The sequence below is a fragment of the Emcibacter sp. genome, from assembly GCF_048269205.1.
Taxonomy (GTDB): Bacteria; Pseudomonadota; Alphaproteobacteria; order Sphingomonadales; family Emcibacteraceae; genus Emcibacter.
The window spans coordinates 1247244-1262210 of record NZ_JBLXJC010000001.1; the positions used below are offsets into that span (position 1 = coordinate 1247244).

General features: G+C 52.2%; 12 protein-coding genes. 10 read left to right on the forward strand and 2 right to left on the reverse strand.

Annotated features, from left to right (window positions below):
- The first annotated feature begins 41 nt into the window (after window positions 1-41).
- The gene (locus tag ACN0YD_RS05840) at window positions 42-1076 is read left to right on the forward strand and encodes an ABC transporter substrate-binding protein (protein ID WP_417317751.1); all 1035 of its coding nucleotides are present in this window, start codon (window positions 42-44) and stop codon (window positions 1074-1076) included.
- A 101-nt stretch (window positions 1077-1177) separates the two neighbouring features.
- Here ACN0YD_RS05840 and ACN0YD_RS05845 read toward each other — a convergent pair whose 3' ends face one another.
- On the reverse strand, window positions 1178-3541 hold the full coding sequence (locus tag ACN0YD_RS05845; RefSeq protein WP_417317753.1) for a TonB-dependent receptor: 2364 nt from the start codon (window positions 3539-3541) through the stop codon (window positions 1178-1180).
- A gap of 788 nt (window positions 3542-4329) precedes the next feature.
- Between ACN0YD_RS05845 and ACN0YD_RS05850 the strand changes: the two genes are divergently transcribed.
- From ACN0YD_RS05850 to ACN0YD_RS05890, 9 genes are all read left to right on the forward strand, one after another.
- Window positions 4330-4809, forward strand: coding sequence for a (2Fe-2S)-binding protein (locus ACN0YD_RS05850; RefSeq protein ID WP_417317755.1), 480 nt, complete (start codon window positions 4330-4332; stop codon window positions 4807-4809).
- A complete protein-coding gene (locus ACN0YD_RS05855) occupies window positions 4799-7033 on the forward strand; it encodes a molybdopterin cofactor-binding domain-containing protein (RefSeq protein ID WP_417317757.1) in 2235 nt (744 codons plus the stop codon). The genes ACN0YD_RS05850 and ACN0YD_RS05855 overlap by 11 nt, the downstream gene beginning before the upstream one ends.
- Before the next feature lie 113 nt (window positions 7034-7146).
- Window positions 7147-7638, forward strand: a complete 492-nt coding sequence (locus ACN0YD_RS05860; RefSeq protein WP_417317759.1) for an OsmC family protein — start codon at window positions 7147-7149, stop codon at window positions 7636-7638.
- A 51-nt stretch (window positions 7639-7689) separates the two neighbouring features.
- Entirely contained in the window at window positions 7690-8637 is a 948-nt protein-coding gene (locus tag ACN0YD_RS05865; protein ID WP_417317761.1) for an NAD(P)-dependent oxidoreductase, read from the forward strand.
- Window positions 8638-8659: 22 nt separating this feature from the next.
- Entirely contained in the window at window positions 8660-9697 is a 1038-nt protein-coding gene (locus ACN0YD_RS05870) for a TRAP transporter substrate-binding protein (RefSeq protein ID WP_417318855.1), read from the forward strand.
- A gap of 54 nt (window positions 9698-9751) precedes the next feature.
- Entirely contained in the window at window positions 9752-10288 is a 537-nt protein-coding gene (locus tag ACN0YD_RS05875) for a TRAP transporter small permease (protein ID WP_417317763.1), read from the forward strand.
- Between the two features lie 4 nt (window positions 10289-10292).
- Entirely contained in the window at window positions 10293-11582 is a 1290-nt protein-coding gene (locus tag ACN0YD_RS05880; protein WP_417317764.1) for a TRAP transporter large permease, read from the forward strand.
- 54 nt (window positions 11583-11636) lie between these two features.
- Window positions 11637-12905 carry an MFS transporter gene (locus tag ACN0YD_RS05885; protein ID WP_417317766.1) on the forward strand — a complete coding sequence of 423 codons (1269 nt, stop codon included), beginning with the start codon at window positions 11637-11639 and terminating at the stop codon, window positions 12903-12905.
- Between the two features lie 35 nt (window positions 12906-12940).
- On the forward strand, window positions 12941-14557 hold the full coding sequence (locus ACN0YD_RS05890) for an MFS transporter (RefSeq protein ID WP_417317768.1): 1617 nt from the start codon (window positions 12941-12943) through the stop codon (window positions 14555-14557).
- Between the two features lie 110 nt (window positions 14558-14667).
- Here the strand turns inward: ACN0YD_RS05890 and ACN0YD_RS05895 are convergent, their stop codons facing one another.
- On the reverse strand, window positions 14668-14904 hold the full coding sequence (locus ACN0YD_RS05895; RefSeq protein WP_417317769.1) for a YdcH family protein: 237 nt from the start codon (window positions 14902-14904) through the stop codon (window positions 14668-14670).
- Window positions 14905-14967 lie beyond the last annotated feature (63 nt).

Genomic DNA, 14967 nt, shown 5'->3' on the forward strand with positions numbered 1-14967 from the left:
GCATTATACTGTGCTTTCAGCTAACAAAAAGGGAAGGATTAATGGTGAAGACTATGATAACGCGCCGTCGGGCGCTGGCGACCTCCTTGGCGGCAGGTGCCGTGGGGGGATTGAGTGTAAAGGGGATGGCGATAGCGGGAACCGGCCGTGCGGGGCCATTGACACCCATACGACTGTTCAGTTTTCCAGGGTCGCTCAATTTGCTGATCTGGGCAGGGCGGGAGAAGGGGTTCTTTGCCAGTGAAGGGCTTGAAATGACCCATGAATTTACCCGTACGTCCATGGAACTGGCGACAAAGCTTGTTGAGGGGCAGTATGATATCGCCACATCTTCCATTGATAATGTGATTGCCTATAATAGCGGACAGGGACAGGTGCCGTTGTCTCGCCCTGCCGACTTTTTCGGTTTTATGAATATTTCCAGAAATATGACCCTGCCTCTCATCGTCCAGGGAGATATTAAGAACTTTGCAGACCTCAAGGGAAAAACCCTTGCTGTAGACGCTGTATCAACAGGATTTTCCTTTGTACTAAGGAAAATCCTGGAAACACATGGTCTTGGCATGGGGGATTATGAGCTGGTGTCCGTCGGCAATGCGCGCGACCGGCTGGCAAGCCTGAAAGCAGGGGAGCATGCAGGGGCTATTTTGACGCCTTCTTTCAATCGTATGGCGATGGCAGCCGGTCTTCGTCAGATCGGATCCAGCGCAGATTTTACCGACAACTACCAGGGGACCTGCTTTATTTCCAGCCGACGCTGGTCAGCGGAACACCCTGAGAAGCTTAACTCTTTCATCCGGGCGGTTCTGGCCACGGAAAGCTGGCTGGCTAAACCCGACAGTCATGTAGAAGCCGCCGATATCCTGCGTCATTATACAGATGGCATGTCCAAAGAGGCGGCGCTGAATACGGTCAAGAGGCTGGTTGGGGGGCTCTCTCCTGATTTTAATCTGGCCGGAATTGAGACGGTTCTGGCCCTGCGTCAGCAGTATGGAGCAGGTGAGGGGCCTCTTGGCCGCCCGTCTGATTTTATAGATACCAGCTATCTTGATGCGGTACGCGGGGGTCAAAAATAACCGCAGGATTTGGATGGTCCAACAAAATCTGATTGACCAGATTGGGAAAAAGAAAAGGGCGGCACCAGGTGCCGCCCTTTTTGATGTGTATATACTGTTGCTTAGAAGTTCGCGCTGAACTCAATCCCGAAGGAGCGTGGTGGAGCAAATGCCACAGGGCGCTGCAGGTTGTTGGGCTGCGGTGGGCCGACACCGATGATATCGGCTTCCTGTGTCAGGTTTTTACCCCAGACGGACAATGTCCAGGCATCGCTTTCCGGCGTGTAGGAGACGCGCGCGCCAAATTTATGGACACTGGGGCGAAGGCGTTCCGGCACCTCGCCGATATCATCATAGACATCACTGCGTCCGCGCCAGTCACCGCGCAGGGTGAGGGAATCGCCATTGCCAAGGTCAATGTCATATTCGGCAACGACCGTACCAGTCCAGTCGGGGGCGTTATCCGGATGGGTGCCGCCGAAGTCAGTGAGCTCACCCGGGCCTGTTGCGATAAGCGTGCCGTCCTTGAACTTGGAATCGATGATCGCCAGGCTTCCGCTGAGGCGGAAATTGTCCGTAACCTGGAGGACGCCTTCCAGTTCAAGGCCGTAGACATTCGTACCTTTAACGTTCCGTACGATCTGGGAGAAGCCTTCGCCCTGGCCCACGAACTGCAGGATCTGCATGTCTTCGTAGGAAATGTAGAAAGCAGAGGCATTCAGGCGGAAGCGGTTACCAAAATCACCCTTGAAGCCGATCTCATAGTTGGTTGAGGTTTCTTCATCATAAGGTGTGGTCTGGTCTTCCAGCAGGAAAGGCTCGTTCTGGAAACCGCCTGTTTTATAACCGGAGGAGATAAGGGCGTAAACCAGCTTGTCGTCTGAAACTTTATATTCCAGAGAAGCCTTGTAGCTGATCTTGTCCCAGCTGTCGCTTGCGGAAACCGGAGTGATCAGGCCAACGGCTTCGTCGGCATTGGTGCCGCAGTTGAACAGGTCCGCACCGGGATCAAAGGTACAGTCCGCAAAGCCTTCAAGAATGGCTCCACGTCCGAAACCAAAGTGCTGGGAGGTATAATCCTTGGTGTCTTTGCTCCAGCGAATGCCACCGGTTGCGGACAGGTCGTCGGTGATATCATAGCTCAGTTCACCAAAAATGCCGATGGATTCTGTATCGCCGCTGTTGATACGGGTATCCTTGGTATCGATGCGGTTCAGGCCGTACTCATTTTCGCCCAGATAGAACTGGTTTTCATCGAAACGCTCCTGATGGTCCTGCATATAATAGACACCGAACAACCAGCGCAATGCATCTCCGGAACCATGGTTGTCCAAGCGGATTTCCTCACTGAAGATCCAGGCATCGTTATGGTTTTCCTGGAACATCACATTGCGGGGCGTACCGTTGGCCTCGATCAGATAGTCATTGGTGCCGTCGATGTAACTTGTCACGGAGGTCAAAGCCACATCATCGTTGATGTTGTAAACGATCTCGGATGTGATATTGAACATCTCACGCTTGATGAAAAAATCACCATCGGAAATTTCCGTCTTCCAGAAGTCACAGGAGTCGAAATAAACCAAGGGATTGCCATTGTCGTCAACCCATGCCGGATGGCCGGGGCCAACTTCCATGGCGAGCGCACTTTCACCGGTGCCGTCCAGCATGGGCTGGGTGCAATCGGCAGACCGGCGAACAGAAGTTTCGTCGTCGTCCTTGTTATATTCCGCCTTGAGGTAGATCTGCAGATCATCTGACGGGTTAAAGAGCAAAGATCCCCGAATGGCGTAATTTTTCTCGCCACTCAGCCGTTCACCGGTGGATGCGCTTTCCATATAACCATCGGAATAGTCGTAATTGGCCGCCAGGCGACCAAAGATATTCTCTCCAAGAGGGCCGCTGACAAAGCCGTCAATGCCAACACTATTGAAGGTGTCTGCATTCAAGGTTACACCGGCTTCAAACTCTTCGGTTGGGCGTTTGCTGATGATATGCATCAGGCCGGCAGAGGCGTTTCGTCCAAAAGATGTTCCCTGAGGACCACGCAGGACCTCGACACGCTCGATATCAAACATGGCGGGGTTTTTCAGGAAATCCTTAGTGATCACGACGTTGTCGATGACGGTCTGTACAGAGGAATCACCGGAAGCACCCTCACTCTGGGAACTGATCCCGCGCATGCTGTATTCATGCTGCATCTTGTTGAACCGGACAAAGGCACCGCCCGGTGAAAAATCAAGAACATCGTTCACTGTGCTGATGCCCTGATCGCGGAGATAGTCGTCGGTCATGGCGTTAACAGAAACCGCCACATCCTGCAGACTTTCTTCATAGCGCCTGGATGTCACAACAATTTCTTCCAGGGTCATCATTTGTTCTTCCTGGGCGAAGGCGGGTACTGCCGGTCCCGTCAACGCAATCATTCCACTGGCGATCGCTGTCGCTCCGGCCAGATTGAATCGCAGAAGTTTTTGTTTATGGGTCATGGGTATATGAACCTCCCTTTTTTTTAAGTTTTCACCGGTTTCTCCCACGAAACAGATGATCTTCTCACAAACAGCTTCATCCCGGACAGAAATATTTTTATTTCCGGTGGGAAGCTGTTCTTCCCTTATGGTTCTTTAGCCCTGATACCTGTTGCTGGAACGAGCTGCGCAGCAGCATCGGGAACGGGATCAGAGTAAAGTTAGTCATTCCCTATCAATCTCTCAGAACTTGATATGCAAACGTTTGCTTTTAAGGTTAAATAAATTCTGACCAAGCTCTGAAAGTCATTGTTTCTTGTATTGTACTTTTGGCGTCGGAAACTTGCCTGATTATGTATGTTTTTGGCAGGTGGCCGACTAAGCGGGTTTCCCCCATTGTGCTACTCTTACACATACTAACACCAAATGCAAACGTTTGCTCTGACAGTATAGATGTTTTTCCTTAATGCTCAATATGAAATTTTATAGATTTTAGAAATAGACATTAACAAGCTGAAAAATAAGACAAAATTTCTGAAATTTAATACCCTGAAGTCATCAGAGAAATTCTGAAACAGTCAAACATTCTGTATTTGCCGATATCCTGCTGGCTTGATCCATGTCGATTGAGCTGGCGTCAGGATATCAGGTTGAATAAGAGGATAGAACTTGACAAAGGCAAACGATTGCACAATTCTTCCCGAGGAAGAATGGAGGCTGCTGTTTATGTCACATGTGCAGTCAGGTAGAATAGGGGACATTGAACTACCCGGTCTTCATTTCTTCCTCTTTTCGAAGGAGGTCAGCTCATGGGAGATTTTGATATCAGCTTTGTCATTAACGGTGAGGCTGTTTCATTCAGTGTGCCGGCAGAGACAAAACTGCTTTACCTATTACGCAACGATTTGAGGCTTAACGGACCGAAATTCGGTTGTGGTCTTGGCCAGTGCGGGGCCTGTACGGTGCTGGTGGATGGTGTCTCCATGAGGTCATGTATTCTCGATGCAGGGGATGTCGACGGGACAGAAGTGACTACTCTGGAAGGCCTGGGTAACAGGCAGTCGCCACACCCCCTTCAGCAGGCCTTCATTGATCAGCAGGCCATGCAGTGTGGATATTGCAGCAACGGGATGATCATGACGGCGGCCGGCTTTCTTCAGGACAATAAGAGCCCGACAAAGGAGGAAATCAAAGACGCATTGGCGGCCAACCTTTGTCGTTGCGGTGCTCATCAGCGTATCATTGATGCGGTCGCACAATGTGCCGGGGAGAGTTCTGATGACAACTGAATTTTGCCCGGTCTTGACCAGGCGGCATCTTTTAAAGGCGGGTGCAGCAGCGGCCTTCACCGTTTATTTTGGCCTCCCTGAAAATCTGGCCGCAGCGGCGCAGGGGAAGCTGGCGAAAAGCCTGCAGACAACACCTGCATTGGCAAGCTGGATCAACATTGACGAACACAACATGGCTGTCGTTTATACCGGGAAGGTGGAACTGGGGCAGGGGATCAGGACAGCGATTGCCCAGATAGTGGCGGATGAACTGGATCTTGCTCTGGCTCAAATTACTGTATGGTCGGCAGAAACCGATGTCTCACCGGACGAGGGGTATACCTACGGCAGTATGTCCATTCAGCAAAGCGGCATGGCGGTGCGGCAGGCGGCGGCTGAATTAAGGTGGCTGCTGGTGGAACGGGCCGCCACAAAATGGGCTGTCCCTGAAGGACAAATCAAGACTCATGACGGCTATTTGTCGGTTGGGTCCAGGTCAATATCCTATGGCGCCCTGATCAAGGAAACCGGAAATATTGAGGAAAAGGCCAGTGGTCGTGTGAAGCCCCGGAAGGCGGTTGACAGGAAGGTGGCAGGAACGTCAGTAAACAGAACTGACATACCGGCCAAGGTCTTTGCTGAAGAGTCATATATCCATGACATCCGGCTTCCTGGAATGCGTCATGCCCGTATGGTCCGGCCGCCTTCTTACACGGCACGGCTGGGAAGTATGGAAGGGATTGTGTCGTCGGATCTTCCGGGTTCTGCGAAAATAGTCCGGGAAAATAATTTTGTTGCTGTAGTCGCAGAAAGGGAAGAGCAAGCAATAGGGGCCGCAGAGAAACTGGCTGAAACATTGCACTGGCAGGAAGTTGGGCAACTCCCGGATATGAATGGTCTTGAGGCCTTTATCAGCGATCACCCTGACACCAGGACAGAAGTCATCAGAAAGCCGGTCTCTGAACGCAAATCATTCACCCACACGGCACGTTATTATCGACCTTACCAGGCGCATGCCAGCCTGGGGCCGTCCATCGGGCTGGCCCTTTGGTCAGAAAATATCCTTACGGTCTGGACGCATAGTCAGGGGATCTATCCGCTCAGGCGGGAAATTTCGGCCCTTTTGAAATTGCCGGAAGCGGCCATAAAAGTCATTCACCGGGACGGTGCCGGTTGTTATGGACATAACGGCGCAGATGATGCTGCGCTAGAGGCTGCCTGGATTGCCATGAAGATGCCGGGCGTGCCTGTGCGCCTGCAATGGATGCGCCAGGAGGAGTTCAGATGGGAGCCTTACGGTCCGGCCATGATTATGGAAGCGGCGGCAGAATTGACAACAGAGGGTACTATCTCGAGTTGGCAGTATGATGTCCGGGGCTTTCCCCATTCCACACGGCCCAACGGTGGCGGGGAAAATCTGCTGGCGGCCCGGTTGCTTGAACCGGACCGGAAATTTTCGGCACCGCGACCGATACCCCAACCGGCAGGTGGTCTGGATCGGAACGCAGTTCCTTATTATGATCTTCCGGACCAGAAGATCACCAAAAACTATATCCCCAATAGTCCACTTCGAACCTCGGCATTACGGGGGTTGGGAGCTTACGGTAATATATTCGCCATTGAATCCTTTATGGACGAACTGGCGCATAGGGTTGGCGCAGATCCGGTTCGCTTCAGGCTGAAGCATCTGACCGACCCAAGGGGCCGAGCGGTGATCACTGAGGCAGCGGATATGGCCGGTTGGCAGGATGCAGCGAAGAATTTCGGGGGCCGTTCGGCCGGCCGGGGTCTTGCTTTTGCCAGATACAAGAACCTGGGCGGCTATCTGGCAGTTTGTGTGGATCTGGATTATGACCCAACAAACGGGACGATTAAGCTTCGGAAAATCAATGCGGCAGTGGATTGCGGCGAGGTGATCAATCCGGACGGGGTACGGAACCAGGTTGAAGGGGGGCTGCTCCAGAGCGCTAGCTGGACTCTTTATGAGCAGGTCAGCTTCGATCGCAAACAGATACTGTCTGAAGACTGGGTCAGCTACCCGATTATGACGTTTGATTCTGTGCCGGAAGTACACGTGCACCTGATTGAGGCAAAAGATAATCCTCCGCTCGGGGCGGGTGAAGTGGCACAGGGCCCAATGTCTGCAGCCATTGCCAACGCCTTGTTCTGGGCGACCGGAGTCCGGCTGAGGTCATTGCCTTTCACAGCAGAAAAAAATCTGGAATCCATTCAGTCCACAGTATGATTTCAGGACGAAAAGAGATTTCAGAATTACTTGTTGCAAATCAATGCAAACGTATGCATATTATTTTGAAAGTGATTCTTCGACAGTCATATCTCAAGGAACAGGAGCAGATCATGGTAACGGTTATTTCAGCAGAAGAGCTAGACAAGCCAATCATCCGGCGGAAGTCAGTATCCGTTCACAACGATGGTTCAATGAAGGCTGTTGTTGATTGCGGGGAGTTCGGCTCTTTTGTCACAGATGAGCCTGTTCCACATGGTGGTAGCGGAGAGGGCCCATCTCCTTTGCAGGCTGTCCTGGGTGCGCTGAGCGGGTGCAAGGCAGTCACCTTTAATCGCACGGCGAAGGAATTCGGCTTCAGTTATCAAGGTATCGATTTCGATTCCAGTTTTACGATTGATGTGCGCGGTCGCAAGGGGGTCAGGGGAGTTGTTCCTCATTTTCAGACAATCAGGGTGCAGGCCAACGTAAAGACCGACGAACCCGAGGACCGGCTTCGGGAAGTGATTGAGGAAGTCGGGGCGCGCTGCCCCGTGTATAATCTGCTTAAAGATGCAGAGGTCAATGTAGAGTTTACCTGGGTCAGATGCCCTTCCGGCAACTGAATTGGGAAATAAGATTATAATAAGTCAAGTAAATCAAATTTGGAGAAAAATATGTCATCGGTAGAAAGCGGTCTTAAAATTGGCTGGATTGGAGCTGGGCGAATGGGATTTCCCATGGCGGCCCGTTTGGCCAAGGCTGGAAACAACGTGGCAGTTTATAACAGAACACGGGCGAAGGCCGAACCGTTGACGGAATATGGCGCCAGCATTGTTGATACGCCGGCGGAACTGGCCGATTGCGATGTGATATTCACGATGGTTTCCACATCGAAAGACCTGGCCCAGGTATTGGCGGGAGAAAACGGTGTATTTTCCGGCATCTCCGGTAATGCGCCAAAATGTTTTGTCGATTGCAGCAGTGTTTCTGTGGAAGCCTCCGCTGAAATGAGGGAAGCCGCAAAGAAAATCGGTTCGGATTTCATTGCCGCGCCGGTGAGCGGCAACGGCAAGGTCGTCAAGGCCGGTAAACTGACGATCGTGGCCTCCGGGCCGGAAGCAGCCTTCAAGCTGGTGGAGCCGTTCCTTCAGGCCGTGGGGGTTGGAGTGACCTATGTGGGTGAGGGCGAACTGGCCCGCAGTGTGAAGATCTGTCACAACGTTCTTCTGGCGGTTGTTACTCAAAACCTTGCAGAAATTACCATCCTTGCGGAGAAGGCCGGTGTGCCCCGTCACGCGTTTCTTGACTTTATCAATAACAGTGTGATGGGGTCGGTGTTTACCCGCTATAAAACTCCGAGCTGGGTGAACCTGGACTTTACGACAACATTCACGCCTGAGTTGATGCGAAAGGATGTGGACCTTGGTCTTGCCATGGGTAAAGAGCTGGAGGTGCCGATGCCTGTGACATCCATTACCCGTGATGTCATTCAGTCATCCATGGGGCATGGCAACAAAGGCGACATCGATTTTGGCATTGTCTTCAAGTATATGGCTGAGTGTTCGGGACTTGACCTGGTGTCTGAAGATGTCGAGGTTCTCTCCGGCCTCGAAACAGATTGATACTTCGGACATGATGGTAATGATGACTAAACCGGTGGTAAAATATGTTGTTCTGTTTCTTTGCATGCTGCTTGTCGGCAGTTGCAGGGACGTGGAAAGTGACAAAACCATTGTCATCAAGTTTTCCCATGTGGTGGCGCCCAACACACCCAAAGGCAGGGGGGCGTCACTTTTCAAAGAGCTTGTGGAAAAACGCCTGCCCGGTCGGGTTGTGGTGGAGGTTTATCCTTCCTCCCAGTTAATGGGGGATGATGAATCCCTGGAGGCTCTTGCCTTTAACGATGTTCAGATGACGGCAGTGTCCCTGTCCAAATATAACCGGTTCACGACAAAGTTTCAGATTTTTGACCTGCCATTTCTGTTTGATGATCAGGCTGCGGTGAAACGGTTTTTCAAATCACCCGAAGGACAGTCACTCCTGAATGTTCTCGCGGATAAGGGGTTTAAAGGTCTTGGCTTCTGGCCCAATGGTATGAAGCAGCTGGGCGCACCCCGGCCGTTGAAATTGCCGACAGATGCTGCCGGATTGAAATTCCGGATCATGGAATCCGATGTTCTTGAGGAACAGTTTTTGGCGCTAAAGGCCAATCCGCAGAAGATGGCTTTTCGGGAAGTCTATCAGGGCCTGCAGACCGGAACCATTGATGGGCAGGAAAATACCTGGTCCAATATATGGTCCCGGAAGTTTTTTGAAGTCCAGCCGTATATTACGGAAAGCAATCATGGGTTTATCGGATATGCCTGGATGGTCAATACGGAATTCTGGGATAGCCTGCCACCCGACGTGAGGGCAGTTCTCGAGACAATCGTCGAGGACGTGAACGAACAGGTCAACAAAATGGCCTATGATCTTAATCAGGGCGCTCGGGAAAAAATTCTCGAACAGGGGAGCAGTAAAATTCTGCAACTTACCCCTCTCGAAACAAAAGCCTGGAAAAAGGTCATGACACCGGTATGGGACCAGTTTGCGCCGGTGATCGGGGAAGACCTGATAGCGGCCGCACTTCGTGCAAATGGTGAAGATAAAGCCCCGCCGGAGAATCCCCGGGAAGGGGAATGAATAAAACAACGGGGTAGTCTAACCGCCGTGAGAATTAATGTTGGGAGGACGTGAATGTCTGTGATCAACAGACTTGAAGAATTGCTGATTGCCGGTCTGCTTGCCTTTATGGCTTTGACCACCTGCCTGCAGGTCGTGTTGCGCTATGTGTTTAACAGCGGGATACTGTGGGGTATGGAAGCGACCAGTTACGCCTTTTTGTGGATGGTGTTGCTGGGGGTTTCCTATGGCATACGGACCAATAGTCATATTGCGGTGGATTTGTTTGTTCGTAAACTTTCCCCGGCGCCAAGGCGGACTCTGACCTTGTTTGCGGGACTATTATGTATCGTCTATGCGGTTCTGATGCTGCAGGGATCCTATGTTTATGTGGATCGCCTTCTTTTTCTCGGTGTTGACGCCCAGGATATCCCGGTGCCGAAATGGCTTCTTTCCGCTGCTCTTCCCATCGGGTTTGCATTTTTGATCCTGCGGTTGCTCGACGCCCTGAAGGATATCTATCAGGGGCGCCGCGAAACCCTCGGTGGTGAACACGAGGGACAAAGTGATGATAAGGCTGAAATAACAAATAAAGAAACAGGGGCGGAGTAAGGATATGTCAGCTTTCATCTTGATCGGATTGTTGCTGTTGCTTATTGCCATGGGATTGCCGGTGGCCATTGCCATGGGCCTGTCGAGCATTTTTGTGTTGCTGACTTTTGCGGACCAGTCCCTGATGTCCCTGGCCATTAAATTCGCCCATGCCATGAAGGTGCATTCGCTGCTGGCGGTGCCTTTCTTCATACTCGCTGGTGCTTTCATGACAACCGGCGGTGTGGCAAAGAGACTTATTGATTTTGCCATATCCCTGGTTGGGCAGTTCCGGGGTGGTCTGGCTATGGCCTCGGTGCTGGGGTGCATGCTTTTTGCTGCCGTATCCGGGTCTTCTCCCGCGACCGTGGCTGCTGTGGGATCCATCGTAATTGGCGGCATGGTGCAGGCCGGCTATACCAAAAAATTCGCGGCCGGTGTGATCTGTAATGCGGGAACACTTGGAATTCTGTTGCCGCCGTCCATTGTGATGGTGGTCTATGCGGCGGTAACCGAGACCTCTGTCGGCAAGTTGTTTATGGCCGGGATTATTCCAGGTCTTCTGCTTACTCTTCTCATGATGATTGTCATTTATATCATGGCGCGCCGTCAGGGCATGCCCCGGCTGCCCCGGGCCAGTGTGCGGGAAATGTTCCGGGCGGGCCGGGAAGCTTTCTGGGGTTTGCTTCTGGGCGTGATCGTCCTGGGCGGCATTTACGGCGGTATCTTTACGCCCACCGAAGCAGCTGCGGTAAGTGCGCTCTATGCCTTTGCCGTGGCGTTGTTTGTCTATCGGGATATCGGGTTGAAAGAGGTGCCTGATGTTTTGATAAAGGCATCGAAAACCAGTGTCATGCTGATGTTTGTGATCGCCAATGCCTATGTGCTGGCTTTTGTCCTGACTACGGAACAGATTCCGCAGTCGGCCGCATCCCTGATACTGGATGCTGACATGTCGCCCTGGATGTTCCTGTTGATCCTCAACGTCCTGTTGCTGATTGCCGGGAATTTCATGGACCCCACGGCGGTAATCCTGATCGTGGTACCCATCGTGTTCCCCATCGCCATGCAGCTGGGCATAGATCCTATTCACCTGGGCATCATGATGGTGATCAATATGGAGATCGGGCTTGTGACGCCGCCAGTGGGATTGAACCTGTTTGTCACCTCCGAGGTCATGCAGATGCCGCTGGCAAGTGTGATCAGGGCAGTGGCCCCCTGGTTGCTGCTGTTATTGGCCTATCTGGTGCTGATTACCTATGTGCCGGTGATCTCCACCTTCCTGCCCGAACAGGTCTTCGCCGGTTACCTGTAACCGGATCCCGGCCATATGGGCAGAGGGCAAAACGAAATAAGTCAGGGATTGAAAATGGATACCAGTGAAACGTCTCAGGCTTCAAAACCTGTTATTACCACCGCCGGGAAACTTGGCATCCTGATGGCGACGGCGCTGGCGCTGCTGGCCTCTCCCCTGGTGGCGCCAATCATGAAAGATCTGTCGGTGATTTATGCAGATCAGGCGGAGCAGGAAGCTCTGGCGCGGGGGATTTTATGGCTGATCGGCTTTCTGCCGGGCGAGGTCACGGTTATCTTTCTGGTTAAATTTATCCTGCTGTCCATTCCGGCCCTGTTTATTATGATCGGCGCGCCGATAACAGGCTGGATTGTGGATACGCTGGGCCGCAAGAACCTGCTTGTAGCCTCTCTCTTTCTGTTCGCTTTTGCCGGCACATCAGGTTTTTTCGCAAGTACCTTTACGGAACTATTTGTCGGCAGGGCTTTGCTGGGGTTGTCAGTGGCAGGGATAAAAACTTCAACCATAACAATGGCCGGGGATTTTTTCCGGGGGGCGGAACGTGCCAAATTTATCGGCGCCCAGGGATCAGCCATGAAGGTGGGCGGCGTTGTCTTTATGTTGCTCGGGGGGTATCTGGCAAGCATCCACTGGTCGGCACCTTTCTGGGCCTACATGCTGGCCCTGGTGGTGGTCCCGAATATCCTTTTCTTTCTGCCGGAAAGCAAGGATTTGAAAATCGGTCATGAGGAACCCACTGATCCCAAAGACCTTGAAATTAATTACCTGCAGGCCAGCTATCCGTTCCTGGGCGCGTTCCTGGGGTCGGTTTTCTTTTACCTGACCGTCGTGCAGATGAGCTTCTTTCTGCGTGATGCTTTTGACATGCCCAATTTTTACACCGGTCTCACCATTGCCATTGCCAATACGGTCAGCGCCCTGATTGCGCTAAAGTTTTCAACCTTCAGGGCGCGGCTGAATTACGTTCATGTTTTTGCGTTTATTTTTCTGGCGATGGCGGTGGGCTACTTCATTCTGATCAATGCCCCAAGCTATACTATCGTGGTCGTCGCCATGATTGTCAGCGGATTGGGGTTTGGTTTGATTGTCCCGGCCCAGAGTGCCTGGATCATTGATGTGGTGCCACCGGAGAAACGTGGTTTCGGTGTGGGACTGGTGACAACGGCCATGTTCCTTGGTCAGTTTCTCTCGCCAATTGTCTTCCAGCCTTTTGTTGATATGCAGGATCCTTTCAGTGTCTTCCGGGCAGCGGCCTGGGGATTGATGGTTTTGACCATTCTTTATGGCCTGATTGGATTCCTGCCGAAACTCAGGACGTCCTGAATGTTTCCTTTTTAGCGATGGACGGGGGGCTTGCCATGGATGACCAACAATACAGATCGGCACTCAGTCCGTTTCAGCATAGTTCCTTTGCAGTTATGTGGACAGCATTGATGGTTTCCAATCTCGGTGCCTGGATCCACTCCGTCGGGGCAGGCTGGTTGATGACGAGCCTGTCTCCTTCGCCGTTCATCATATCCCTGGTGCAAACCGTGACTACCTTGCCGATATTTTTATTCGGTCTGCCGGCGGGGGCGTTGGCGGATATATTTGACCGGCGGATATTATTGTTGATCACAAACGGTTTGATGCTGGTGACGGCGGGTGTGTTTGCGGTGATGGTCTGGATGGATCTGGTGACGGCGGAATCCTTGTTGCTTATCACATTCCTGCTCGGGACCGGAGCGGCTTTTATGGCGCCGGCCTGGCAGGCGGTCATTCCGAAAACGGTTCCCAGAGAAGTCATGCCGCAAGCTGTGGCCCTTGGGGGCATAAGTATCAACATCAGCCGGGCGATCGGTCCGGCTGTGGCGGGCGTGTTGATCAGTATCTATGGCATCGTCTCGCCATTTGTCGCCAATACCCTCCTCTTTATCATTATTGTTTTGGCGCTGCTGTACTGGAAAAACAAATCAGCGGCCAGGCAAACGGTTCTCCCTATGGAAAAGGTGACGACCGCGATGAAAACCGGTATTCGCTATGCGATCCATAGCCAACCGCTCAGGATTACCATCTGGCATGTGCTTGGCTATATGTTCTTTGGCAATGCCTTTTGGGGATTGTTGCCGTTCATTGCAAAAAACAGGCTCGGGGGTGATGCGGGTTTTTATGGCCTGCTGATCGGCGCTGTGGGTGTTGCTGCCGTGGTGGGGGCGCTTTTGTTGCCCCGGCTGACCTTACGCTGGACTGCAAACCAGCTTGTTGCTGCAGGATCAATCGGGACCAGTATTGTCACGGGCTATTTTGCATTTGCCGGGAGCCAGCTCCTGGCGATCGTGGCAGGTTTTGTCTTTGGCTTTAGCTGGATCTTGATTCTGACAACGGTCAATGTTTCGGCCCAGCAGGCCTTACCGGACTGGGTGCGGGGCAGGGGGCTTGCCATCTATATGATGGCCTTGTTCGGCAGCATGAGTATTGGCGCAGCATTCTGGGGCTGGCTGGCCGGACAGGCGACCTTTGAAATATCGATGCTGGCGGCGGCCATAGGCGGTATTCTGTTTGCCGGTGTTTCCTATCGTCACAATTTGCAGTCGGCCGCCCATATTGATCATTCACCATCGCATCATTGGCCCGCCCCTGTCCACCAGTCCCATATATCCCATGACGCTGGTCCGGTTCTTGTGCAAATTTGCTATCAGATTGAGGATAGGGATCGTCCGGGATTTCTCCGGGAAATTTACAAGTTAGGCAAGGCGCGCAAACGGAATGGCGCCTCTGGTTGGGGAGTCTTTGAAGATGGACAGCACAAGGGCAGGTTCATAGAGCAGTTTATGGAAAAAAACTGGGTTGAACATCTCCGGCATCATGACCGCATGACACTTGCAGACAAGGCTGTGCAGGAGGCTGTGCTGCGGTTCCATGGTGGTGCAGAACCGCCGCAAGTTTTCCATCTTGTTGCCGCCGGCAGGTCAGGAAGTGGCGATCCGGACAGCTGACAGGGGATGTGGCATCAACCAACCTGGAGGGACTTGTCGTGTTGGGAAGTAGCCCGCCGGAAAAATTCCGGCGGTTGTTCTCCGTCTTTGCCGGGGCGGGTATATAATTTTTATTTGCTCAGGATCGCATTGATTTCATCTTTGAGCGCAAGACGTTCTTTTTTCAGGTCTTCAAGATGCTCATCGGACAGGTTTTCGATCTGGGCTTCGGCCTTGTTAATGGCTTCGTTCACTTGGTCGTATTTGTCATGCAGGCTGACAAAATGAGCGTCATTGAGTTTTAGCTCGTGAAGCTTCTCTTTGTGTTCGGGGAATTCTTCCAACAATGTGTGGTGAACGTGGGTCATTTTGATCGTCTTTCTGTAGAATGTCTGAAGGTTCCGATCCTCTTATTTTTTCCTGGAAAAAGC